Source organism: Streptomyces sp. NPDC050548 (genome assembly GCF_044457385.1).
Lineage (GTDB): Bacteria > Actinomycetota > Actinomycetes > Streptomycetales > Streptomycetaceae > Streptomyces.
In genome coordinates, this window is the sequence record NZ_JBITGV010000001.1 from 429,031 (window position 1) to 452,077 (window position 23,047).

At 69.4% G+C, this 23,047-nt stretch carries 19 protein-coding genes; 7 read left to right on the forward strand and 12 right to left on the reverse strand.

Translation table 11 applies throughout. The features are described 5' to 3' along the window. Nucleotides 1-12: 12 nt before the first annotated feature. Genes ACIBJH_RS01990 through ACIBJH_RS02000 form a run of 3 tightly spaced genes read left to right on the forward strand, consistent with a single transcriptional unit; the run spans nucleotide 13 to nucleotide 3,363 of the window. Entirely contained in the window at nucleotides 13-1,230 is a 1,218-nt protein-coding gene (locus tag ACIBJH_RS01990) for a toxic anion resistance protein (RefSeq protein WP_399114913.1), read from the forward strand. After that, entirely contained in the window at nucleotides 1,227-2,765 is a 1,539-nt protein-coding gene (locus tag ACIBJH_RS01995; protein ID WP_399114914.1) for a substrate-binding domain-containing protein, read from the forward strand. Before ACIBJH_RS01990 ends, ACIBJH_RS01995 begins: the two co-directional genes overlap by 4 nt. Beyond that, a complete protein-coding gene (locus ACIBJH_RS02000; protein ID WP_399114915.1) occupies nucleotides 2,752-3,363 on the forward strand; it encodes a hypothetical protein in 612 nt (203 codons plus the stop codon). Before ACIBJH_RS01995 ends, ACIBJH_RS02000 begins: the two co-directional genes overlap by 14 nt. Here ACIBJH_RS02000 and ACIBJH_RS02005 read toward each other — a convergent pair. The 7 genes from ACIBJH_RS02005 to ACIBJH_RS02035 all read right to left on the reverse strand — a co-directional run bounded on the left by ACIBJH_RS02005 (nucleotide 3,351) and on the right by ACIBJH_RS02035 (nucleotide 10,510). Next, nucleotides 3,351-4,505 (reverse strand): hypothetical protein, encoded by a 1,155-nt coding sequence (locus tag ACIBJH_RS02005; RefSeq protein WP_399114916.1) that lies wholly within the window; start codon nucleotides 4,503-4,505, stop codon nucleotides 3,351-3,353. The genes ACIBJH_RS02000 and ACIBJH_RS02005 overlap by 13 nt on opposite strands. After that, complete coding sequence (locus ACIBJH_RS02010) at nucleotides 4,502-5,293, reverse strand: PP2C family serine/threonine-protein phosphatase (RefSeq protein ID WP_399114917.1); 792 nt, start codon at nucleotides 5,291-5,293, stop codon at nucleotides 4,502-4,504. The genes ACIBJH_RS02005 and ACIBJH_RS02010 overlap by 4 nt, the downstream gene beginning before the upstream one ends. A 3-nt stretch (nucleotides 5,294-5,296) precedes the next feature. Further along, the gene (locus tag ACIBJH_RS02015) at nucleotides 5,297-6,058 is read right to left on the reverse strand and encodes a VWA domain-containing protein (RefSeq protein ID WP_355903431.1); all 762 of its coding nucleotides are present in this window, start codon (nucleotides 6,056-6,058) and stop codon (nucleotides 5,297-5,299) included. Nucleotides 6,059-6,108: 50 nt separating this feature from the next. After that, the gene (locus tag ACIBJH_RS02020) at nucleotides 6,109-7,020 is read right to left on the reverse strand and encodes a hypothetical protein (protein WP_399114918.1); all 912 of its coding nucleotides are present in this window, start codon (nucleotides 7,018-7,020) and stop codon (nucleotides 6,109-6,111) included. An 80-nt stretch (nucleotides 7,021-7,100) separates the two neighbouring features. Then, on the reverse strand, nucleotides 7,101-7,562 hold the full coding sequence (locus ACIBJH_RS02025) for a hypothetical protein (protein ID WP_200712195.1): 462 nt from the start codon (nucleotides 7,560-7,562) through the stop codon (nucleotides 7,101-7,103). Continuing rightward, a complete protein-coding gene (locus tag ACIBJH_RS02030; RefSeq protein WP_399114919.1) occupies nucleotides 7,549-8,532 on the reverse strand; it encodes a serine/threonine-protein kinase in 984 nt (327 codons plus the stop codon). The genes ACIBJH_RS02025 and ACIBJH_RS02030 overlap by 14 nt, the downstream gene beginning before the upstream one ends. Before the next feature lie 154 nt (nucleotides 8,533-8,686). Then, nucleotides 8,687-10,510, reverse strand: a complete 1,824-nt coding sequence (locus tag ACIBJH_RS02035) for a phosphoenolpyruvate carboxykinase (GTP) (RefSeq protein WP_399114920.1) — start codon at nucleotides 10,508-10,510, stop codon at nucleotides 8,687-8,689. Nucleotides 10,511-10,827: 317 nt separating this feature from the next. Between ACIBJH_RS02035 and ACIBJH_RS02040 the strand changes: the two genes are divergently transcribed. The 4 genes from ACIBJH_RS02040 to ACIBJH_RS02055 all read left to right on the forward strand — a co-directional run bounded on the left by ACIBJH_RS02040 (nucleotide 10,828) and on the right by ACIBJH_RS02055 (nucleotide 14,059). Continuing rightward, complete coding sequence (locus ACIBJH_RS02040; protein ID WP_399114921.1) at nucleotides 10,828-11,541, forward strand: hemolysin III family protein; 714 nt, start codon at nucleotides 10,828-10,830, stop codon at nucleotides 11,539-11,541. Nucleotides 11,542-11,654: 113 nt separating this feature from the next. Beyond that, nucleotides 11,655-13,235: a DHA2 family efflux MFS transporter permease subunit gene (locus tag ACIBJH_RS02045; protein WP_399114922.1), complete on the forward strand. Its 1,581-nt coding sequence runs from the start codon at nucleotides 11,655-11,657 to the stop codon at nucleotides 13,233-13,235. Continuing rightward, nucleotides 13,232-13,867, forward strand: coding sequence for a TetR/AcrR family transcriptional regulator (locus ACIBJH_RS02050; RefSeq protein WP_399114923.1), 636 nt, complete (start codon nucleotides 13,232-13,234; stop codon nucleotides 13,865-13,867). The genes ACIBJH_RS02045 and ACIBJH_RS02050 overlap by 4 nt, the downstream gene beginning before the upstream one ends. Nucleotides 13,868-13,876: 9 nt before the next feature. Continuing rightward, entirely contained in the window at nucleotides 13,877-14,059 is a 183-nt protein-coding gene (locus ACIBJH_RS02055; protein ID WP_399114924.1) for a hypothetical protein, read from the forward strand. 214 nt (nucleotides 14,060-14,273) lie between these two features. Here ACIBJH_RS02055 and ACIBJH_RS02060 read toward each other — a convergent pair whose 3' ends face one another. The 5 genes from ACIBJH_RS02060 to ACIBJH_RS02080 all read right to left on the reverse strand — a co-directional run bounded on the left by ACIBJH_RS02060 (nucleotide 14,274) and on the right by ACIBJH_RS02080 (nucleotide 23,006). After that, nucleotides 14,274-16,679 carry a galactose oxidase-like domain-containing protein gene (locus ACIBJH_RS02060; protein WP_399114925.1) on the reverse strand — a complete coding sequence of 802 codons (2,406 nt, stop codon included), beginning with the start codon at nucleotides 16,677-16,679 and terminating at the stop codon, nucleotides 14,274-14,276. Next, complete coding sequence (locus tag ACIBJH_RS02065) at nucleotides 16,676-17,866, reverse strand: glycosyltransferase (protein ID WP_399114926.1); 1,191 nt, start codon at nucleotides 17,864-17,866, stop codon at nucleotides 16,676-16,678. The genes ACIBJH_RS02060 and ACIBJH_RS02065 overlap by 4 nt, the downstream gene beginning before the upstream one ends. Next, nucleotides 17,863-19,512 (reverse strand): ArnT family glycosyltransferase, encoded by a 1,650-nt coding sequence (locus ACIBJH_RS02070; protein ID WP_399114927.1) that lies wholly within the window; start codon nucleotides 19,510-19,512, stop codon nucleotides 17,863-17,865. The genes ACIBJH_RS02065 and ACIBJH_RS02070 overlap by 4 nt, the downstream gene beginning before the upstream one ends. Continuing rightward, a complete protein-coding gene (locus ACIBJH_RS02075; protein WP_399114928.1) occupies nucleotides 19,509-20,777 on the reverse strand; it encodes a glycosyltransferase in 1,269 nt (422 codons plus the stop codon). The genes ACIBJH_RS02070 and ACIBJH_RS02075 overlap by 4 nt, the downstream gene beginning before the upstream one ends. 192 nt (nucleotides 20,778-20,969) lie before the next feature. Next, on the reverse strand, nucleotides 20,970-23,006 hold the full coding sequence (locus tag ACIBJH_RS02080) for a thioredoxin domain-containing protein (RefSeq protein ID WP_399114929.1): 2,037 nt from the start codon (nucleotides 23,004-23,006) through the stop codon (nucleotides 20,970-20,972). Between the last annotated feature and the right edge of the window lie 41 nt (nucleotides 23,007-23,047).

Consider the following 23,047-nt stretch of genomic DNA (forward strand, 5'->3'; position numbering starts at 1 on the left):
CGGGGGAACCACATGAGCAGCAGTTTCAACACCAGCCAGAACAGCAGTGAGCACACGCTCAGCGGTGACGACGTCTTCACTCTCACTCCGCCGGAGGCCGTGAAGCCCGTGCCGAGAGAGAAGGCCGGCGGGCTCGTGCCCGTCGACGACTCCGTCCGTACGGACATGGAGCGCAAGGCCTCCGCCTATGTGGAGGGGCTCGCCGCACTGGACGCCCGCTCTCCCGAGTTCGCGGGCAAGGTCGGCGAGATCACCGCGCTCGGCGCCGGGGAGATGCGCAGCGCGACCGCGCAGTCCAACCGGATGCTGGAGCGGACCGTGCGGAGTCTGCCCTCGAAGGGCGGGGACGCCCAGTCGCAGGTGGCGGGCTCGCTCGTCGAACTCCGGCGCGTGGTCGAGGACTTGGACCCGCGTGACCTGTCGGCGTCGAAGGGGCGGAAGTTCCTGTCCCGGCTGCCCGGCGGCAACAAGCTGCGCGACCATGTCGCCAAGTACGCCTCCGCGCAGGGCACGTTGAACAAGATCGTGGGCTCGCTGCGGGGCGGGCAGGACGAACTCCGGCGCGACAACGCCTCGTTGCAGACCGAGCGGGTCCGGCTCTGGGAGACCATGGGCAAGCTCCAGGAGTACGTGGTTCTGACACAGGCCCTCGACTCGGCCGTCGAGCAGCACATCGCCGGTGTCGAGTCCAGCGACCCGAGCCAGGCGGACACACTCCGCGCGGACGTCCTCTTCCCGGTCCGGCAGAAGCACCAGGACCTGCTGACCCAGCTCGCGGTCTGCGCGCAGGGCTACTTGGCGATGGACGTCGTACGGCGCAACAACGACGAACTCATCAAGGGCGTGGACCGGGCGGCGACCACGACCGTCTCGGCCCTCCGGATCTCGGTCATGCTCGCCTCCGCCCTCGAAAACCAGCGCAAGGTCGTCGACCAGGTCAACGCCCTGCGCGGCACGACCGAGGACCTCATCCGGGGCAACGCCGAGATGCTCGCCACGCAGAGCGGCGAGATCCAGCGCATCGCGGCCGACCCGGCGGTGGGCGCGGAGACATTGCGCACCGCCTTCCAGCAGATCTACCGCACCCTCGACGCGATCGACACCTACAAGGTCCGGGCGACCGAGGTGATGGCCGCGACCGTGGAGTCCCTGACCTCCGAACTCCAGAACGCCAGCGGCTACTTGGAGCGGAGCCGGTCGCAGAGCGCGCTGGAGGGTGGGCTCGGATGAGACGCCTGATCGCCCTCGCGCTCGGCACGGCCGCGCTGCTGACCGCCTGCACGTCGACGCCGGACACGAAGACCGAGACCGACAACGCACCCCGACCCGGCACCCTCCGCGTCCTCGCCTCCAGCGAACTCAGCGACATGACCCCGGTGTTCGACCAGGTCCGCAAGGACACCGGCATCACCATCCGCCCCACCTACATGGGCACCCTGGACGCGGTGGACCTGCTGGCGAAGGGCGAGGTCGACGGGCAGTACGACGCGCTGTGGCTGTCGTCGAACGACTATCTGCGGCTGCGGCCCGACGCGGCGAAGAAGGTCGTCTCGGAGACGTCGATCATGTCGAGCCCGGTCGCGATCGGGGTGAAGACGGCCACCGTCACCTCACTGGGCTGGCAGCCGGACAAGGTCACCTGGTCGGAGATCGAACAGGCCGTCCAGGACGGCAGGTTGACCTACGGCATGACCGACCCGGCCCGTTCCAACTCCGGGTTCTCCACGCTCGTCTCGGTCGCCTCCGCGCTCTCCGGCGCCCAGTCGGCGCTCACCGACGCGGACGTCACGAAGGCGACTCCCCGGCTGAAGGAGTTCTTCCAGGGGCAGAAGCTGACGTCGGGTTCGTCGGGCTGGCTCGCGGAGGCGTATCAACGCCGGGGGAACGTCGACGCGTTGCTCAACTACGAGTCCGTCCTCAAGGGCATCCCGGGTCTGACCGTGATCCGTCCGAGCGACGGGGTCGTCACCGCCGACTACCCGCTGACCTCCCTCGCCTCGACGGACGCGACGACCCGCGACAACGTCCGCCGGGTGACGACGGACCTGCGCACGGACGCCGTGCAGAGGCTGATCACCACCCGCACGCACCGCCGCCCGGTCGTCGCCTCCGTACCGCCCGCGTCCGGCCTGGACACCGGCCGACGGCGTGAACTCCCGTTTCCCGGGAGCCGGTCCGTCGCCGACGGGCTGCTCGACTCGTACGAGAACAAGCTGCGCCGGCCCTCGCGGACCGTGTACGTCCTGGACACCTCGGGGTCGATGGCGGGCGACCGGCTGTCCCGGCTGAAGAAGGCCCTCACCGATCTGACCGGCGACTTCCGGCAGCGCGAGGAGGTCACACTGATGCCGTTCGGGTCGGGCGTGAAGAGCGTGCGGACGCATGTGGTGAGTCCGGGTGACCCGAAGGCCGGGCTCGACGCGATCCGCGCGGACACCAAGGCGCTCAGCGCCGAAGGGAACACCGCGATCTACACCTCGCTGGAGAAGGCCTACGAGCATCTCGGCACCGGCGGCGACACGTTCACGTCGATCGTGCTGATGACGGACGGCGAGAACACGACCGGCGCGAAGGCGAAGGAGTTCGACGGGTTCTACCGTCAACTGCCCTCCGCCCAGCGGGAGATCCCCGTCTTCCCCATCCTCTTCGGCGACTCGGACAAGGCGGAGTTGCAGCACATCGCCGACCTGACCGGCGGCCGTCTCTTCGACGCCCAGCAGGGCTCGCTGGACGGCGCCTTCGAGGAGATCCGTGGCTACCAGTAAGTTCCTCGGCTACGTGGAGTCCCGCAAGAACCTCACCGGCAGCGCGTGCGGGCTGCTCGGGCTGGTGCTGACGTTCGTGGGGGTGGCGGGGCCGTACTGGCCGGTCGTGGTCGTGGGGCTGTACGTCGCGGGTGCGCTGATCGCGCCGCCGGAACGGCCGCCGCTGCCCGACTTCCCGGATCCGTCGGCCCAACTGGCGGAACTGCGCGACGACTTCGAGAAGCTGGGTGGCTATCTCACCGCGATCGAGCTGCCGCCCGCCGCCGCCGGCCGGCTCACCGAGCTGACCCAGCTCCTCGCCGGGCTGCTCGATCCGCGGATCACCCAGGACCTCGCGCAGGATCCGGAGGGCGTGCACATCCTGTCGCGGGCGATCCGGCAGGACGTGCCGGAGGCCGTCGACACGTTCGTACGGACGCGGTGGTGGACGCGGCTGGCGCCGGGCACCGAGCCGCCGGAACGGCATCTGGAACGGCAGTTGACGGTGCTTCAGGAGGAGGCGCGGGGGCTCGCGGCGAACCTGCGTGAGGCGGAGGCGCGGCGGCAGGAGTCGCACACGCGGTATCTGGAGGACCGGGGGCGTTCTCAGAGCAGTTGAAGGATCACGATCAGCAGGACGAGCGCGAGCAGTACGGCGCCCAGCACCTTCAACGGGCCGAGGCCGACCGCCGGTTCGGCCGGGGGAGGTACCGGAACCGGCTGTCGTACCGGGAGGTTGAACACGTCGTGTCCCGTCACCGCGGCGCGGGTGCACCACGGGCAGGTCGGGAGGTGGGAGCCGTAGGTGTGCAGGGGGCGGGTCGGGCAGGCCCGTACGCGGGAGCGTTCCTGGTCGAGGGCGCGCAGCCAGACCTCCGGGGTGGGGCGGGCGGCGGGGGCGTGGACGCCCGGGCCGAAGGCCGTGTGGGCCAGGGTGAGGAGGCCGGGCGGGAGGATTGAGGGGTCCACTGTGCCGCGCGGGATGACGACCGCCTCGGGGCGGACGACGTAGGAGACGCTCGCGGCGATGTTGTCCTTGACCGTCGACTCGCTGGTGCTGTCGTGCGGGACGCCGCCGAAGGGGTGGTTGCCGGCCGTGAGGAGTTGGTAAATGAGCACCGCCAGCGCGAAGTTGTCGCTCTCCGGGGTGGCCGCCGCGCCCGACTGGCGTTCCGGTGAGGAGTAGTCGGTGGTGTGCATCAGGCACGGGAAGTGCTCGCCGGTGACCGGGTCGGTGAAGGCGATGGAGTCGCAGTCGAGGAACGTGACGAAGCCGTTGGCGTCCACGACGACGTTGCTCGACGAGAAGTCGCCGATGACGAGGTCGTCGTAGTGCATGCGGGCCGTCATGAAGGCGAGGTTCCAGGCGACGCCGAGCAGGAAGCGCCAGTCCGCGCGGTCGCCGAACAGGCGCAGGCGCTGGGCGCGGGTGAACAGGCCGACCAGCTGGACGTGTTGAGGCTCGCCGAAGCGGCGCATGGCGTAGCCGAGGAAGGTGTCGTCGGGGCCGCGGGCGATGGCGGTGGGCCAGGCGAGTTCGGGGGGCTGGTTGGCGTCGGTGGGGCGGGCCGCGAGCGGGGACATGGTCAGCATGCGGGTCAGGCGGCGCTCCAGGTCCGGTCCCGGGCGGTCGCGGTAGAGCTTGACGACGATCGTGTCGTCGCCCTCGACGGGGAAGACGGCCGCCTGGCCGCCGCCCTTGAGGGGAAGTTCGGCGAGGGTGACCTGCTTGCCGTCCAGGTGGACGGTGCGGCCGGTCACGGGGTCACCGCGCGCACGGCCCGCAGCAGGGTCTTGTCGTCGCCGTTGAGACTGGTCAGCCGGTCGGAGCGGAGCAGCGCGGCGATGTTCTCGCTCGCGCTGTCGGTCACCGGCCCCGGTGTGTCCAGGGAGCGCAACACGGCTTCCACGAAAGAGGTGTTGGGCTGCGGCGGGCCGCCGCCGGGGGTGGAGAGGGCGGCCTGCGCGAGGCCGTCGGTGGACAGCAGCACGCCGTCGACGCGCGGGTCCGCCAGGCAGTCGGTGCGCAGTCGGCGGGGCGCGTCGGGTGAGGTGAGGAAGACGGTCTCGTTGCTGTACTCGCTGACGGCGGGCGGCTGCGGGAGCAGGTGGAACTGCCGTTGTCCGTCCTCGGTTCCGGCGCGTACGACGACGAAGCCGTCGCCGACGCTGAGATGGCCGAGCCAGCCGGGGGTGAGGACGACGACGGTGAGGGTGGTCGCGTAGTCGGGGGCGGCGGCGCCGTAGGTGTCCAGGAAGATCTTCGCCACGTCGTCGAAGGCGTCGGCGAGCAGGTCGTGGACCTCGGTGCCGGGCGGGCAGCCGGACGCGGCGGCGGCCCGGCGGCGGAAGTGTTCGGCCGCCAACTCGACGGCGTGCAGGGCCCCTTGGTCGGAGTGCGGGCGGCTGCCCGCGCCGTCCGCGACGGCCAGCACGGTCACCGGCGCGGACGTCACATAGGTGCAGGCGTCCTGGCAGGGGGTGCCGGTGCGGCGGTGGCGGTAGCCCTCGACGCTGAGGCCGTGGATGCGCCAGGGCGAGGCGGCCACCGCTCAGCTCTCCCAGGCCGGGCGCTGGGTCTTGAACTGGCTGAAGATCTTCTCGAAGACCTCGTCGCCCGCGCCCTTCTGCTCGGCGTTGGCGCTCGCCGACATCATCTGGAGCAGTTCACGGAACGGGAAGCCCTGGATGCGGGCGTTGAACTTGGGCGCGAACGCCTGGAGCACCTGTTCCCCGCGGTCGGTGATGCCGCCGACGCCGATCGCGTAGAGCCGGAAGCGGCGGGCCTGTTGCTCCTCGGCGAGGACGGGCAGCAGCCGGTGCCAGGAGTCGGTCATGTGGCCGGTGCCGTCGGTGGGGAGGCCGTCGGTGACCAGGCAGATCTGCGGGCGGTAGTACTGGAGTCCGGAGGCGCGCAGCTCCGCCTTGCGGGCCGCGACGACATGCATCGCCAGTTCCAGGGCCTCGGTCATCAGGGTCACGCCGGAGGCGGTGAAGCGGGGTGCCTGGAAGGCGTGGGCGGGCACGAAGGGGCTCATCGGGGTGCGCGGGTCGAGGAGTTGGGGTCCGCGCCAGGCGCCGACGCCCCGGCCGCCGAAGGTGATGACGGCGACCTCGACGCTGTAGCTGAGGGAGACGTCGTCGTGGAGTTCACGGGTCCACTCGGCGAGCGCGTCGTTGAGGGACTGGATCGGCGCCCCCGCCATGGAACTCGACGTGTCCAGACACAGCACCAGCGGCAGCCGTTGCGCGTTGTTCTCGAACTCGATGTCGGCGTACTCCGCCGGGAGCGTGGGCGGGTATTCGCTGTGCATGGGGATCTCCTGGTGGCACGAGCGGTACGGGCGGAACGAGTGCTACGGGGTCACGAGCTGCCGCGGGCGTGATGCCGGGCCGCGGGAGGGAAGGCGTACAGGACGTCGGAGTCGGGTTCGCGGGCGTCGGTGACCTCGACCTGCGCGCCGGGCTCGGGCGGGGTGCGGTCGGGTTCGGCCCACACCGCGCGGTAGAGGACGTGGTCGAGTTCGACGTAGCCCTGCGGGTGAAGTGCCGTACGGACGACGGCTGTTCGGGACGGGCCGGTGCGGGGGCCGACCCGGCGGCCGGGGGACGGGGGCGGTGCGGGGGCGGGCGGGACGGGGCGGAGTCTGGCGGTGGTCTCGGCGGTGGTCTCCTCGGAGTGGACCGTCGTGGCGCTCGCGACGGCCGGGGTGCGGGAGCGGCGGACGGCGAGGAAGAGGCCGAGGAGCAGGAGGAGGAGTACGGCGGTCAGGGCGTAGAGCAGGAGGCGCGTCCGGTCCGTGGACCTGTGCCCGCCGAGTTCGGTGACGCCCAGCTTCTTGTCGATCAGTTGGCCGCCGGTGAGCGAGGACTCCTTGAGTGCTGTGCACAAGTCGCTTGTGCAGGGGCCGAGTTGATTCAGCGTCCTGCTGTCCAGCCGGTCGATCCGGGCGTCCCGGTCGACGCGTGCGTGGCCGGCGAGGAGGAGCAGCGCGGTGCCGCCCTGGCCGGTGCGGACGTCGGCCGGTACCTGGACCCGAAGGTTCTTGAGGTCCCGGCGGGCGCTGGTCTGATCGACCCTGCCGCCGGTGTCGACGGCCAGGGGCTTGTGCAGCGTGACCGTGACCTCGGCGCCGTCGTCGAGCGCGTCCTGCCAACAGCCCAGGCGCGTCGGGAAGTTCTTGCCGCAGTCCGCGCCGGCGGCGGCCGCCGGTCCTGCGGGAATCCATGCGATCAACAAGCCGAACAGCACGGCAGTGCACAACGTACGTCTCATGACGACCCCCCGTTGGCGCCCATAGTGGAGGCAACAGGGCCGTGGCCGAAAGGGGTTGACTGAGAATGCTCAATTCATTTCTACAGCTGGAAAACCTGATGGCAACGGGTGAACATCTGTCGCGCCCGTTCCACCCAATCACTGGCCAGAACATCGAAGTCGTCCTGCGAGATCCGGCAGGTCAGCGGGAGGTCGCAGACTCCGGCGAGGCAGGGTCCGGGTCCGCGCACGTCCCACACCGACAGCATGGGATTCAGCTGTTCGGTGTTCCACGCGTTGGACGCGGCGGCGGCGATCGCCAATTGATCCTTGCGCAGAGAATGACCGTCGGTGACAAAAGCGACGAGAAGTCTTTTCGTGGTCATGAAACGCACGGTGAGGGTGCGCCCCGACTCCTCTAGATCGAATTGCAGGGAGAGGGAATCGACATCGCTCTCGACGTGGTAATTCCGGCGGGCGCCCCAGGTGTGCGTCAACTGCCGCCAGGAGGAGGCGATGTCGTAGTCCCGGCCGGGCGGGAGGGAGGAGTCAGGCGTCGCCACGCGCCACCGCCCGCGTGACCATGTCGTCGGTGAGGCCGGCGTCCAGCAGGGCCTGCGCGTGCAGCAGCAGACAGGACGGCACCGGCAGACTCGTACCGCCGCCGCGCCGGGCCGCCAGCTCACTGCGGCGGACCTCGATGGTGCGGGCCACGGCGGGCGGCGGCCAGACCGCGGTGCGCGGCGGTGCCAGCAACTCCCCCAGCAGGACGTCCAGTCGGGGCCGGTCCGCGGGCCGCTTGGCGAGACAGCGCGCGAGCAGCGGCCGTAGCCCCGCCGGTACGCCGTCCAGGTCGGGTGCGTGGTGCACCACGCGCAGGCTCACCGCCTCGCCCGTGCCGAACGGCGGGCGGCCGGTCAGCGCGTACACCAGGACGCCGCCGAGGGAGAACACGTCGGTGGGCGGGCCGAGCGGCGCGGCCGTCATCTGCTCCGGCGACATGAACGGCGGGGTGCCGACCACGATTCCGGCCTGGGTGAGGCTCGGGGCGCCCTCGACGCGGGAGATGCCGAAGTCGATGACGCGGGGGCCGTCGGAGGCGAGCAGCACGTTGGCCGGTTTGAGGTCGCGGTGGACCAGGCTGGCCGCGTGGATCGCCTGCAGCGCCTCGACGAGGAACGCGCCGAGCCTGCGGACCTGCGGTTCGGGCAGCGGTCCGTCGGTGCGGACGGCCTCGGCGAGGGAGGGGCCCGGCACGTACATCGTGGCCAGCCAAGGGAGTTCGGCCTCGGTGTCCGCGTCGACGACGGCCGCCGTGTAGGCGCCGCTGACCAGCCGCGCGGCGGCGACCTCGCGGGCGAAGCGCTCGCGGAACTCCTGCTCGGCGGCGAGTTCGGGCCGTACGACCTTCACCGCCACCTCGCGGCCGGCCGGGGAACGGCCGAGATACACCCATCCCATGCCGCCGGAGCCGAGCCGCCCGGCGATCCGGTACGGCCCCACGCTCAGCGGATCGCTGACCGGAGTGCGCACCCCCGCTCACCTCATTTCGGGGTTCGGGTTCGTTGCGAGTTGTCCCGAGTGTCCCCCGAAATGCCGGTCCGGGCAGAGGCGATGGGAGAAATGGCGGCCAACGGGCAAGGGCCCGCACGCCGTTGTGCGGGCCCCTACGGTTTCGCTGCGGAATTCAGCCCAGGCGCTGCACCAGCGCGCGGTACTCGTCCCACAGTTCCTTCGGGGTGTGGTCGCCGAAGGTGTTGAGGTGGTCGGGGACCAGGGCCGCCTCCTCGCGCCACACGTCCTTGTCGACGGTGAGCAGGAAGTCGAGGTCGGCCTCGGACAGGTCGAGGCCCTTGGTGTCGAGGGCGCCCTTGGCCGGCAGCACGCCGATCGGGGTCTCGACGCCCTCGGCGCGGCCGTCGAGGCGGTCGACGATCCACTTCAGGACACGGCTGTTCTCGCCGAAGCCCGGCCACACGAACTTGCCCGCGTCGTTCTTGCGGAACCAGTTCACGTAGTAGATCTTCGGGAGCTTCGCCTGGTCCTTGCCCTTGGCCACGTCGATCCAGTGGCCCATGTAGTCACCCATGTTGTAGCCGCAGAACGGCAGCATGGCGAAGGGGTCGCGGCGCAGCTCGCCGACCTTGCCCTCGGCGGCGGCGGTCTTCTCGGAGGCCACGTTGGCGCCGAGGAAGACACCGTGGTTCCAGTCGAAGGACTCCGTCACCAGCGGTACGGCCGAGGCGCGCCGGCCGCCGAAGAGGATCGCCGAGATCGGCACGCCCTTGGGGTCCTCCCACTCTGGCGCGATGATCGGGCACTGCGAAGCGGGCACGGTGAAGCGGGCGTTGGGGTGCGCGGCGGGCGAAGTGGACTCCGGTGTCCAGGAGTTGCCCTTCCAGTCGGTGAGGTGGGCCGGAGTCTCCTCCGTCATGCCCTCCCACCAGATGTCGTTGTCGTCGGTCAACGCCACGTTGGTGAAGACGGAGTTGCCCCACAGCGTCTTCATCGCGTTGGCGTTGGTGTGCTCGCCGGTGCCGGGCGCGACGCCGAAGAAACCGGCCTCGGGGTTGATCGCGTAGAGCCGGCCGTCCTCGCCGAACCGCATCCAGGCGATGTCGTCACCGATCGTCTCGACGGTCCAGCCGGAGACGGTGGGCTCCAGCATCGCGAGGTTGGTCTTGCCGCAGGCGCTCGGGAAGGCGGCGGCCACGTACTTCGACTCGCCCTGCGGGGGCGTCAGTTTGAGGATCAGCATGTGCTCGGCGAGCCAGCCCTCGTCCCGCGCCATCACGGAGGCGATGCGCAGGGCGTAGCACTTCTTGCCGAGCAGCGCGTTGCCGCCGTAGCCGGAGCCGTAGGACCAGATCTCGCGGCTCTCGGGGAAGTGCGAGATGTACTTGGTGGAGTTGCACGGCCACGGCACGTCCTGCTCGCCCTCGGCCAGCGGCGCTCCGAGCGTGTGCACAGCACGCACGAAGAATCCGTCGGTACCGAGTTCGTCGAGGACGGGCTGTCCCATGCGGGTCATGGTGCGCATGGAGACGGCGACGTAGGCGGAGTCGGTGATCTCGACGCCGATCGCGGAGAGGTCCGAGCCGAGGGGGCCCATGCAGAACGGGACGACGTACATCGTCCGGCCCTTCATGGAGCCGCGGAAGATGCCCTTTTCTCCCGCGAAGATCTCCCGCATCTCGGCGGGAGCCTTCCAGTGGTTCGTCGGTCCCGCGTCCTGCTCCTGCTCGGAGCAGATGAACGTCCTGTCCTCGACCCGGGCGACATCGGTCGGGTCGGAGGCGGCGTAGTAGGAGTTGGGGCGCTTGATCGGGTCGAGCTTCTGGAAGGTGCCCTTTCGGACGAGCTCCTCGCTCAGCCGCTCGTACTCGGCTTCTGATCCGTCACACCAGACCACGCTGTCCGGCTGGGTCAGTTCTGCGATCTCGTTCACCCACGAGACCAGTTCTTTGTGTTCGGTGGGAATGACGGGGGGAGCCGCGATGTCGCGCGCCACGATTGCTCCTATGGTGAGGGATTTTGTCCTTATTGCCCCGTGGGGGCCGCGACCCGGATGCTTCAGATGGTCGATCTTGGCGCTCATCCGGTGCCGACCGCACTCATTTGATCATCCGACTCGCCCGCCCATATGTCCAGAGGGCCTCACAGACGAGCGACGTGAGGATCGCCACGTATCGCGATGTTTTCCGTGCGTCACCGTCGGTTCACCCCGGGTACCCGCACGCCGGCCGGCCATGAGAGAGTGGCCACTTCTGGACCCCCATCTCGCCGCACTGACACGTAACTTACGGTTCCGTAGGTACGCTTGCGCGCATGACTGCGTCCGTCCCCGACGCGCCCACGGACACGCCGATCGCCGGCCACGGTCCCTCCGCGCTCTCAATCCCCGACCATGTGAAGCCGAAGCTGCGCGGCTGGCTGCACCTCGGCATGTTCCCGGCCGTTCTCGTCTCCGGCCTGGTGCTCACCGCTCTCGCCGACTCGGCCCGGGGCCGTATCGCCTGCGGGATCTTCGCCCTGACGGCCTGCCTGCTCTTCGGGGTCAGCGCGCTGTACCACCGGGGCAACTGGAGCCCGCGCATGGACGGCATCCTGCGCAGACTCGACCACGCCAACATCTTCCTGATCATCGCGGGCACCTACACACCACTGACGATGCTGCTGCTCCCCGGCGCCAAGGGTCAGTGGCTGCTGTGGAGCATCTGGGGCGCGGCACTGGCCGGCATCGCCTTCCGGGTCTTCTGGGTCGGCGCCCCGCGCTGGCTCTACACCCCCTGCTACATCGCGATGGGCTGGGCGGCCGTCTTCTTCCTGCCGGACTTCATGCGCACGGGCGGCATCGCCGTCCTGGTCCTGGTGATCGTCGGCGGACTGCTCTACAGCGCGGGCGGCGTGATCTACGGCATAAAGCGGCCGAACCCGTCACCGCGCTGGTTCGGTTTCCACGAGGTCTTCCACTCCCTGACGGTCGCGGCCTTCCTCGTGCACTACGTGGGAATCTCCCTGGTGGCGTACCAGCACGGGTAGCACCGGGGACACCTCCTCTTCATGGCCACGGCTCTCAAGCCGTGGCCATTTTTCATGTGCTGACAGCCAATCCCCGTTGACAGGCACCACCTTTTGACAGCTACTCTCATTTCATGGCTACTGTCACTCACTCCCAAGAGGTGCGACGCGACCCGCGCCGCTGGTGGGCCCTCGCGGCCCTGGTCGCGAGCATGCTCACGCTCGGCTTCGACACGACGATCCTCAACGTCGCCCTGCCCACGATGGCCGGCGACCTCGGCGCCACCACCGGCCAGCAGCAGTGGATGGCGGACTCCTACGTCATCGTCTTCGCGGCCCTGATGCTCCCGGCCGGACTCCTCGGCGACCGCTTCGGACGGCGCCGGATGCTGATCACGGGGCTCGGCATCTTCCTCGCCGGCTCGGTCGCCGGCTCCCTGGCGGGCGACGTCAACTGGGTCATCGCGGCCCGCGCGGTGATGGGCGTCGGCGGGGCCCTGGTCACCCCGCTCGCCATGTCCGTCCTGCCCTCGCTCTTCGGCCCCGACGAGCGCACCAAGGCCGTCGGCATCATCTCCGCGGCCTCCTCGCTCGGACTGCCGCTCGGCCCGATCATCGGCGGCTGGCTGCTCAACCACTTCTGGTGGGGCTCGGTCTTCCTGGTCAACATCCCGATGGCCGCGATCGGCATCGCCGCCTGCGTCTTCCTGCTCCCCGAGACCAGCGACCCCGCCTCCCCCAGGGTCGACGCCCTCTCCACCGCGTTCACCGCGGCCGGCCTCGGCTCCCTCATCTACGCCATCATCGAGGCGCCCAGCCGCGGTTGGGGCGACCCGCTGATCGTGGGCATGCTCATCGGCGCCACGATCCTCATCGCCGCCTTGGTGCTGCGCGAACGGCGCATGGAACGCCCCATGCTCGACATGACTCTGCTCCGACACCGCGGCTTCCTGTTCAACTCGATCGCCGCGACCCTGGTGATGTTCGTCCTGTCCGGCCTGCTGTTCGTGCTGCCGCAGTACCTCCAGGCGGTCCTCGGCAACGACGCGCTCGGCACCGGCGTCCGCCTGCTGCCCATGATGGGCGGCCTGATCATCGCGGCCCGCGCCGCGCAGCCGCTCGTCGTCAAGTTCGGCTCCCGAGCCGTGGTCACCGGGGGCCTGGTGGTCCTCGCCTTCGCCGCGGTGCTCGGCAGCCGTACGACAGTCGACTCCGGCTACGGCTTCACCGCGCTGTGGCTGTCCGTCACCGGCTTCGGTTTCGGCTTCTCGATCGTCCCCGCGATGGACGGCTCCCTCGGCGCGCTGCCCCGCGACCGGGCCGGCAGCGGCTCCGGGCTCCTCATGACCATGCGCCAGGTCGGCGCCGCGATCGGCATCGCCCTGCTCGGCAGCCTGCTCGCGAGCACGTTCCGGGACCGCCTCGACGTGACCGGCCTGCCCGCGAAGGCGGCCGACACCGCCGGGGAGTCGGTGGTCGCGGCCCACATCGTCGGTCAGCGGACGGGCTCGGCGGACCTGATCGCCTCCGCGAACAGCGCGTACGTCCACGGCATGGGCCTGGTCCTGCTGGTGTGCGGCGCCGCGGCCCTCGTCACCGCACTGCTGGCGGCGGCGTTCCTGCCGAACACTCCGGCCGCGCCCACGGTGCAGGAGCGGGAGGAGGAAGACCCCGCCACAGCCGTGGCCGTCGCCCTGGCGGATGCCGGACAATGAACACCATGACGGCCGCACCCTCCCCCTTCAGCCCCGCCGACCGCCCTCAACTGGGCCTCCGCGAGCGCAAGAAGATCAAGACCCGCGAGGCGATCCGCACCGCGACGTACGCACTGGTGAAGGAGCAGGGCTACGACGCGACCACGATCGAGCAGATCGCCGAACGCGCCGAGGTGTCGCCGTCGACCGTCTTCCGCTACTTCCCGACGAAGGAGGACATCGTCCTCACGGACGAGTTCGACCCGATCATCATGGAGGAACTGCGGGCCCGGCCCACCGACGAACCGTGGGCGAACACCCTTCGGTATGTGTTGCAGAAGGCGATCACGTACGGCATGAAGGAGGACGAGGAGATCTCCCGGCTCCGGACCCATCTGATGGTCCAGGTCCCGGCCGTGCGCTCCCGCATGATGGAGAGCATGTCGGTCACCGGCGACATGCTCTGCCAGGCCATCGCCGAGCGCACCGGCCGGGACCCGGAGAGCCTGGAGGTACGGGTCTCCGCGATGGCCCTCATCGGCGCCCTCATGGAGACATCCCTGTACTGGGCGGAACACGGCCACAGGGACGAGTTCAAGGATCTCGTGGACCGCACGCTGAACGTGCTGGAGCACGGGCTCTCCGAGGAGTGACCCCGGTGAGTGTCCGGCACGTTCGTGAAGGAGGTCGTCAACATCGACGAGTACGGGCGCCTGCGTGAACTTGAACAGCAGGCAGAGGACGCCTGGCTGAACGGCCTGGCGGACAAGGCCGAGACCGAGGGGCGCGACGGCTCCGTCTCTCTTGAGGAGATGACCGCCGTGCTCCGCTCCCGAAGCACCTGATTCTGACGGGGTACGTCACCCGGTGCGCACCGCACGCCGAGCTGGACCTGCGCCCCCTCCGCCGGCTCACGGAGTTGCAGGGGGCCCTCGACGCGAACGACACCTCGTCCCTCGACATCCGTCGGCAATCGCCGCGACGTCTATCGAAACCTGTGAACTCGGCGAGGGTGCCCGCCCAACAGGCGAGCGCCCTCGCCGAGTTCACGGATGACCACTAGCTCTTCCTCACGTCCCCCTTCCCGCAAGCCACCCCGTCTCCGTTCGGGTCCAGCCGCAGCGGGTCGTCCTTGCCGTTGACCTTCAGGCGGCCGTAGTCGTTCTGCCGGAGCCATGAACAGCGGGCCGCGGTCGTCGACTTGACCTCCGACGGGAAGACCGTCGGGACGCAGACGTTGATCGTGCCGTAGTGGCGGTCGCAGCCGGAGATGGTCGTGCTGACCTTCTGCGAGGTGCGCTTCTCGCCGGGCTCGGTGACCTTGCCGGTCAGGGAGTCGGCGAAGGAGTGGACGTGGGCCGCGGCCGTGTCCGTCGTCATGGCCGAAGGGCCTTGCAGATGGACCCACTTGGCGACCGACGGGACTCCGTTGGCGTCGACCGCGAAGAGCATGTACCAGCCGGGCGGCGCCAGGTTGGGGTTGCTCGTCACGTTCAGGTCGACCGTGTTGCCGTTCACCGAGAGCGGCAGGTCCACGAACCGCTGGTTCGGGTCCGAGGAGTGGGTGACCGCCGCCGGGCGGATCAACTCCGCCTTGGCGATGGGCCGGTCGACGGTGATCGTCTGGGTGTCGCCGTACTCCCACTCGTTGTCGATCACCGAAGTGATCGTCGGCCGCGTGCCCTTGAGGAGATACGGCGGGGTGTAGATCGAGACGTTGTGGTTCCAGGTGCCGTTGCCCGGGTTGTCACCGGTCGACATCACCCGCCCGTCCGGCAGCAGGAACGAGGACGAGTGGTAGCCGCGGGCCTCGGGGTCCGCCGCCACCGGGTCGAACGTCGTCGTCGCCGGGTCGAAGATCGACGCCTCGTACACCGGGTTCGCCCGGTTGTGCAGCCCGCCGCCCGTCTCCAGCACCGTGCCGTCCGGCAGCAGTACGGCGGACACGTACATCTTGCCCTGCGCGCCGGTCTCGGCCACCGGACCGTTCCCCAAGTCGACCGTCCCCTGGGGGATCTGGGGGCCGACCGTGTAGACCGGGTTGGCAGCCTTGAGGTCGATGATGTCGGTCAGCCGGTTCGCGTCCGGGTTGGAGTCGATGTTGCCGCCGCCGATGGTGAGGACCTTCTGATCCTGCGCCGGAGGCAGCAACACGCTCGCGGACTGGTCGCGTTGGTCCTTGTTCTGGAGCCCCGAGACCGACGTGATCGTGTTCGCGTTGTAGTCGTAGATCGCGCTGCCCGTGCCCGGGATGTTGTTCCCGAAGACATGGCTACCCGTGTAGAAGAGCCGCCCGTCCTGCATCAGGACCATCGACGGGTACAGCCCCCAGTACGACCAGGTCTGGTTGACCTGCGACAACGGCAGCCACTTCTGCTGCGCGTCCGACCAGTACTCGGCCGTCACCGACCCCGTCGAGTCCTCCCGCAGCCCGCCGAACGAGACCACGTCACCGTTGCCCAGCTCGGTCGCCGACGGGTACCAGTGCCCGTCGACGAGGTCGTTCGTCTTGCTGTACGTCTCCGTCACCGGGTCGAAGATGTACGAGTCCTTGTACCCCTCGTACCCGTGCGAACCGTCCGCCGCCGGGAACGCCTTGTTGCCGCTCATCACCAGCACCCGGCCGTCCTGCAACTGGATGTGCCCCGAGCAGAACATGTCCTTCGGCGTCGGAATCACCTTGTACGTCCCCGCGACCGGGTCGTACACCGCGCTCGTGAACGTCCCCGCGTCGAACTGCTCCTGGCTGTTCCCGGAGCCCGCGATCAGCAGCACCTTGCCGTTGTTGAGCACGACGGAGTGCATCGAGCGCACCGGGTTCTGCGTCGGCAGCACGTCCCAACGCCCGTTCGCGCACTGCTCGGCGGTCGCCGTGCAGGTCGCGGGCGGGAGAGTGTCGGGGACCTGGTCCATCGTGTAGTCGTCGGTGGTCGCGGACCCGGTGCCGTAGACCGAGACACCCCAGGTGATCCGGTCGGTACCGGCCGGGACTTCCGGCGTACGGACGCTCGCCTGGGTCCAACTGCCCTGCATCTCCAGGGTCTTGAGGTCGGTCCAGTACTGCCAGCCGGCGGTGGTGTCATGCCGGAAGAGGGTGATGTTCGCGTCGGGAGTCGTCGTCTTGTACCAGAGCCCGAGGTCGTACTGCTTGCCCACCGTCACCACCGGCGCGCAGGCCGTGGACTCGGTGATCAGCGCCTTCCGGTCGCCATCCACCCGCCGGGTCACGTTGACCTGCATGGCCTTCGCACCGGAGTGGGCGTCCGAAGTCGTCGTGAAACTGAAGTCGTTGTCGCCCCAGCCGGACTTCTCCCAGCAGTACGGCATCCCGTCGGTGCCCGCTGTCTCGAAGCCCGGGTTGAGGACGAGGTTCGCGGCCTCGGCGGACTGCGGCGAGGTCAGCAGCAGTCCGGCGGTCAGCGTTCCCACGCCGACGAAGACTGTTCTTCTGCGGTACTTGTTCACGCGCCTCTCCTTGGTTCCGTACAACTCCCTTTGCGGCGAGGGAGATAGACCAGTGCCTCGGTGCCGACGAAGCGCAGAACGAACGTGGTGACCAGCGCGAGCGCGGTCGCCGACACCGCGCTCATCCCGAACCGGTGCACGAACAGGGCGATCAGCGGGATCCGCAGCACCAGGTCGGCGTTGGCGAGCAGCGCGAACCGGCCTGCCCGGTCCCACCAGTTGCGGTGCATCCGGCGGTCGCGGAACAGCAGGTGCTCGATGAGATAGAAGTTCCAGGCCACGCCGAGCTGGTTGGCGAGGATCTCGGCGGGGACGTAGTGCATACCGGCTTTCGTCAGCGCCCAGAGGCCGACCAGGTTCGGCAGGAAGCCGGTGGCGCCGATCAGGCCGAAGACCAGCATGCGGGCGACCGGCGACGCGGTGCGCAGGCCGAGGAGATGGCGCAGGAAGCGAAACCCTTCCCGCGCCGTCGACTTGGACTCGCCGGCGAAGCGGTCCTGGAAGACGAACGGCACCTCGGTGACCGTGTGCGGACGGCCGCGGACGGCGAGTTCGAGCAGGATCTTGTAGCCGAGCGGCTTGAGCGCCTCCGCCGTCACCGCGCTGCGGCGGATCGCGAAGAAGCCGCTCATCGGATCGCTGATGCCCCGCAGTCTGCGCGGGAAGAGGCCCTTGGTGAGCCAGGTCGCCCCACGGGAAACGGCGATGCGATAGCCGCCGGCCAAGCCCTCGCGGCTGCCGCCCTTGATGTACCGGGAGGCGACGACGAGCCCGGCGTGCGCCCGCTCGCCCGTACCGACCAGCTCCGGTACCAGGGACGGCGGATGCTGAAGGTCACCGTCCATGACGACGATCCAGTCCGACGTCGCCCTCCGCATCCCCTCGACGACCGCGCCCCCGAGCCCGCCGACCGGCGCCTCCCGGTGCAGCACGGTCACCGGGAACGGGCAGTCCCGCGCGGCCTCGGAGATCGCCTCGGGCGTGTCGTCGGTGGAGTCGTCGACGAAGACGACCTCGCAGGGCAGCCGGGTGGGCACGGATTCGGTGATCCGGCGCAGCAACTCCCGTACGTTTCCGGACTCGTTGAAGGTCGGTACGACGATGGTGACGGCACCGGGCTCGGCCAACTCCGCGCCCTGTAGGGCCGGTTCACCCAACTCGCCCGGAACGGTGGACTCTTGGCTCATCGCTGGGCTCCCACGGTCTCGGACCGGACCTGCCGGATCTCGATGCGGTCGTCGCCGGTGCCGAAGGTGGCGACGGGTGTGGAGTGCTCGATCGCCGCCTTGACGTTGGGCAGGTCGACCGCGTCGCGCCGTACCGTCGGGGAGGCCACCACGTAGTCGATGTCCCGCCAGCCGTGGGGCAGTGTCTTGGTGACGGCGGGGTCGAGGTCGGCCTTGTAGAACCAGATGACCCCGAGCCCGGGCCGGTACCCGGCGTGCACGAGGTCGAGCCAGAGCGCGTCGTCGACGAGGACCCGGGTGTCCTTCGGGTCCCGCACCTCGGTGGACAGCCACTGGGAGGCTGCCCGGTAGGGGGCGTTGGCATCCGCGGTCACGGCGGTGCGGTCGCCGTCGTACCACTGCGGTACGACATACGCGCCGGCGGCGAGGGCGAGGACCGCCGCGAGCGCGTACCGGCCCCCGGTGACGTACCGCTTCTCCCCCTCGCGCCGCCGTCTGCGCAGCACCGCGTGGGCCACGGACGCGGTGCCTCCGGCGAGGACCAGGGCGAGGAAGGGCAGCGCGCCGATGACGTACATGGCGGGCAGATAGCCGCCCGGACGGAGGGCGACGGCGGCGAGGATCGCCACGGTCAGCGCCGGTCCGGCGAGGGAGCGGGCGGTGACGGACCAGCGCCAGGTGACCAGGAGCAGGAGCGCCCCGGCGAGTCCGCCCAGGGGCAGGACACGGTCGTAGTAGAGCCAGGAGTGGAGGACGCCGTGGGAGCCCGTGCCCTGGTCGAGGATGAAGCCCGAACCCGGCCTGGTCATCTGGTACTTGAGGCCGTCCCAGAGGGAGACATGGCCGCTGCCCGGCAGCAACTCGCCCTTGAGCAGGGCGAAGAGGGGATACGCGAAGCCGATCAGGACGCAGGCCGTGATGGCTCCGGTGAGCGCGAACTTCCTGGTGTCGCGGTGTCCGTGCCGCCACATGGTGACCACCAGCGCGGGCAGGACGACGACCATCGTCTCCTTGGTGAGGACCGAGGCAGCGGCTGCCAGACCGGCCCCGAAGTGGTGCCAGAGGTGGCGACTCGGTGACGCGGCCAGGCAGAACGCGAACAGCATCCACATCACGGCGATGTTGTCGAGGAAGATCTCCCGCTGGAGGATCACGGACAGCGGGGAGAGTCCGAAGAGCAGCATGGCGAGCCCGCCCGCCCAGCGGGGCAGGGACAGGCGGCGGGCGAGGACGTAGACGAGGACCGCGCTGATCGCGCTGATCACCAGCATCGCGAGACGCATGGTGCCGACGGTCATCGAGTCGGGGCTGAGGTGCGCGGGGATCCAGGTGAGCAGCGCGATCTGGATCCAGCCGAGCGGCGGATGGTCGTACCAGTAGGTGTAGTGGGCGAGGCCGGTGCCCTGCTGGACGGCCCAGGCCTGGGCGAGATAGGTGCCCTCGTCGTCGCTGAGCGTCGGGTAGTCGGCGATGTTCCAGCCCTGCACGACGAGGATCGCGGTGAGGAGCAGGCCGCAGAGGAGGAGGTCGGGGCGGGAGGAACGCAGCCTCGAAGGTGGCGCTGTTCGGCCTGTCGAACGGGTTTCAGGCGCAGGCTGCCGCTGCGCGGGGACCGTGGTGGTCGCCGCGGGAAGGGTGGAGGTCACGCAGGAACGTCCTCTCGGATCACTGCGGGTTCGGTGAGGTGCGCGCCGACATGGGAGGTCAACTCCCAGTCGTTTCGGCCACGTTGCTCACGCCACACTGCGCGGATCGCGGCTCCGGCCAGGAGGACCTGGTAGAAGGGGCCGCCCACGACGAGCTTCAGATAGTGGACGGCGCGGACGCGGAGTCCGTACTGCTTGCCGAAGTCGTGCAGTCCGACGACCTCGAAGACGAAGGTGACCGCGGCGGTGACCAGCGGCAGGAAGGTGAGGAAGGCGATGCCGACCGGCACGTCCAGGAAGAGCGCGACCGCCGCGTTGAGCGGGATGATCACCCCGGAGAAGGCCTGCAGGAACGGCGTCATCAGCGTGTAGCGGGCGAGCAACCGCTGCCCGAATCCCGGGAGTTGCTTCCAGTCTTTCTTCCGGTAGACCTGAAGGAAGCCCTGGTTCCAGCGGGTTCGCTGCTTCAGCAACGACATCAGCGAGCCGGGGGTCTCCTCCCGGGTCACCATGTCGGAGTCGTAGGCGACGACGACCTTCTTGCCGACACTGGACAGCCGGACGCCCAAGTCGCAGTCCTCGGCAAGGCAGTTGGGGTCCCAGCCGTCGGCCTCCCGCAGGACGTCGGTCCGTACGAAGACCGTGTTGCCGCCCAGCGGGATGAACCCCTTCTGCGCGTGCAGATGCAGCCGGGAGCGGAACCAGAAGAAGTACTCCAGGCAGTTGCGCAGGCTATACCAGCTGGAGTGGAAGTTGATGAGCTGGACGCCCCCTTGGACGACGTCCGCTCCCGTCGTCCGGAACGCGTGGTCGACGTGGGCGAGCAGCTCCGGATGGACCTGGTCCTCGGCGTCGAAGACCCCGACGACATCGCCGCGGCAGTGCGGCAGCGCCGTGTTCATGGCCTTCGGTTTGTTCTTCTTCTCGTGCGTGTCGACGACGACCCGGACGCGCGAGTCGCGTTCGGCGGCACTGTGGGCCACCGCCGCGGTCTCGGGGTCGTCGTGCCCCACGATCACGATGATCTCGAAGTCGGTGTGCGTGGACTCCAGCAGGCGCTGGATGGTGTGGTCCAGCACGGCCTGTTCGTGCCGGGCCGGCAGCAGCAACGAGAACGAGACGTGCTCGTCCCCGTCCGGACTGCTGAAGCGGGTGGAGGCCAGCACCTCGGGCGTACGCCACGCGTGCATCTGCCACCACAGGGTGAAGGCGGCCATCCAGAACAGGGCAAGCGAAACGGCAGCGACGAATACGGACGTCAGCACAGCAGATCCCCCCAGATCCCAATCCCCCCTGCGCGACGGGGAGTTACCTCCGTCGCGTCACGGGGCCGAGACTATGGGCGACCTGTGAAGTGGACAGGTGATTTCGGTGAAGAGCATGTTTCTTCACATTGGGTCCCACACATGACCATTTCCCGCACTGGTCGCGTTTGGGATGGTTACGACTCCCCCGTTTCACCTGCTCAGCGCGGTGCGCAACTGTTCGAGATCGGTCGTCGGCGCGTCACAGGTGAAGTTACGGCAGACATACGCGGCCGGTTCACCACCCACCAACGGCCGGTCCGCGAGCAACGGCAGCTCCTCACTCTCCGCGACCCCGAAGGCGACCACCGCACCGGGCGCGGTCCCCAGAAGTGCCGTACGGTGCAAGGCTTTTGCGGCTTCGTCGTCGAGCGAGGGCGCTACGACGGCGACCTCACGCGGCCCGTCGAGATACGCCTCGGCGACCGCGAGCCCCCACCCGATGAAGCGGGGAACGCGCGGCCCGAGCGCCTTCACGACCCCCAACGCCCGCTCGGCGGCGCTGCGATGGGGCTCGGCGCCGGTCTGGGCCGCATAGCTCAGCAGGGCGCCCGCGGCGGCGGTCCAGCCGGACGGGGTGGCGTTGTCGGTCGGATCCTGCGGCCGGCGGATGAGCCGCTCGGCGTCGGCGGCGGTGTCGTAGAGCGCCCCCGACTCGTCCACGAACCCGGCGAGCACATGGTCCAGCAGGAACCCGGCGAACTCCAGCCACACCCCCTCCCCCGTGACCGACGCCAGCGCGAGAAAGCCCTCGGCGACATCGGCGTAGTCCTCCAACACCCCCGCGTTCGCGCCGACTTGACCGTCCTTGCTGGTGCGGGCCAGCTTGGCGTGCTCGTCCAGATGCAGCCGTACGAGGAGGTCGGCGGCGGAGACGGCGGCCTCGACCAGGTCGGGCCGGTCGAAGTAGGCACCGGTCTCGGCGAGCGCGGCGATGGCGAGCCCGTTCCAGGCGGCGACCACCTTGTCGTCACGGCCGGGGGCGGGCCGCTGCGAACGGGCCGCGAGGAGGCGGCTCTTGACCGACTCGATCCTCCCGGCGTCGAACACGCCTTCGCTCTGCGGGAGTTGGAGGACGGACTGCCCCTCCTCGAAGGTGCCGTCGTCCGTCACACCGAAGTACTGAGCGGCCAGCTCCGCGTCGGGCTCACCAAGCACCTCGGTGAGCTGCTCGGGCGTCCAGACGTAGTAGGCACCCTCGACGTGCTTGCCCGTCCCGGTCCCGTCGTCACTGTCGGCGTCGAGCGCGGAGGCGAACCCGCCCTCGTTCGTGCGGAGTTCACGCACCAGGAAGTCGGCGGTCTCCACGGCAACGCGGCGGGCCAGCTCGGACCCGGTGCTGCGCCACAGGTGGGCGTAGACCCGGCAGAGCAGGGCGTTGTCGTAAAGCATCTTCTCGAAGTGGGGCACCACCCACTCGCGGTCGACGGAGTACCGCGCGAACCCGCCCCCGAGCTGGTCGTAGATACCACCGCGCGCCATCCGCTCACAGGTGTCCTGCGCCATCTCCAGCGCACCCTCGGAACCCGTGCGGGCGTGATGCCGCAGCAGGAACTCGACGACCATCGACGGCGGGAACTTGGGCGCGCCGCCGAATCCCCCGCGCTGCGGGTCGTACTCACGGGTGAGCCCGAGGAGTGCCTGGGACAGCTCCTCCTTGCCGGGGGCCTCGGTGCCGCCGTAGTCGATCTGCCGCTGGGACAGATCCCGTGTGATCTTCCCCGCGACCTCGGCGACCTCGTCCCGCCGGTCGGTCCAGGCGCTGCGCACCCCTTCGAGGACCTGCCGGAAGGAGGGCATGCCGTGGCGGGGCGCGGGCGGGAAGTAGGTGCCGAAATAGAAGGGTTCGGCGTCCGGGGTGAGGAACACGGTCATGGGCCAGCCGCCCTGGCCGGTGGCCGCCTGCACGGCTTCCATGTAGACGGCGTCGACGTCGGGGCGCTCTTCGCGGTCGACCTTGATGCTGACGAAGTGGGCGTTGAGGTAGTCGGCGGTGGCGTGGTCCTCGAAGGATTCGTGGGCCATGACGTGGCACCAGTGGCAGCTGCTGTATCCGACGCTCAGCAGGACCGGTTTGTTCGTCCTCCTGGCCTCGTCGAACGCCTCTTCCGACCAGGGCCACCAGTCGACGGGGTTGTCGGCGTGCTGGAGGAGGTAGGGGGAAGTCTCATGGGCCAGTCGGTTCGGCATGGACCCATCGTGCCCGACGGGCGGCACAGGTCGTAGGACGG

Coding starts and splice junctions, on each gene's coding strand:
- ACIBJH_RS01990 (WP_399114913.1), top strand. CDS start 13: ATGAGCAGCAGTTTCAACACCAGCCAGAACAGCAGTGAGCACACGCTC.
- ACIBJH_RS02040 (WP_399114921.1), top strand. CDS start 10,828: ATGACTGCGTCCGTCCCCGACGCGCCCACGGACACGCCGATCGCCGGC.
- ACIBJH_RS02080 (WP_399114929.1), bottom strand. CDS start 23,006: ATGCCGAACCGACTGGCCCATGAGACTTCCCCCTACCTCCTCCAGCAC.
- ACIBJH_RS02020 (WP_399114918.1), bottom strand. CDS start 7,020: ATGAGACGTACGTTGTGCACTGCCGTGCTGTTCGGCTTGTTGATCGCA.
- ACIBJH_RS02065 (WP_399114926.1), bottom strand. CDS start 17,866: ATGAGCCAAGAGTCCACCGTTCCGGGCGAGTTGGGTGAACCGGCCCTA.
- ACIBJH_RS01995 (WP_399114914.1), top strand. CDS start 1,227: ATGAGACGCCTGATCGCCCTCGCGCTCGGCACGGCCGCGCTGCTGACC.
- ACIBJH_RS02045 (WP_399114922.1), top strand. CDS start 11,655: ATGGCTACTGTCACTCACTCCCAAGAGGTGCGACGCGACCCGCGCCGC.
- ACIBJH_RS02050 (WP_399114923.1), top strand. CDS start 13,232: ATGAACACCATGACGGCCGCACCCTCCCCCTTCAGCCCCGCCGACCGC.
- ACIBJH_RS02015 (WP_355903431.1), bottom strand. CDS start 6,058: ATGCACAGCGAATACCCGCCCACGCTCCCGGCGGAGTACGCCGACATC.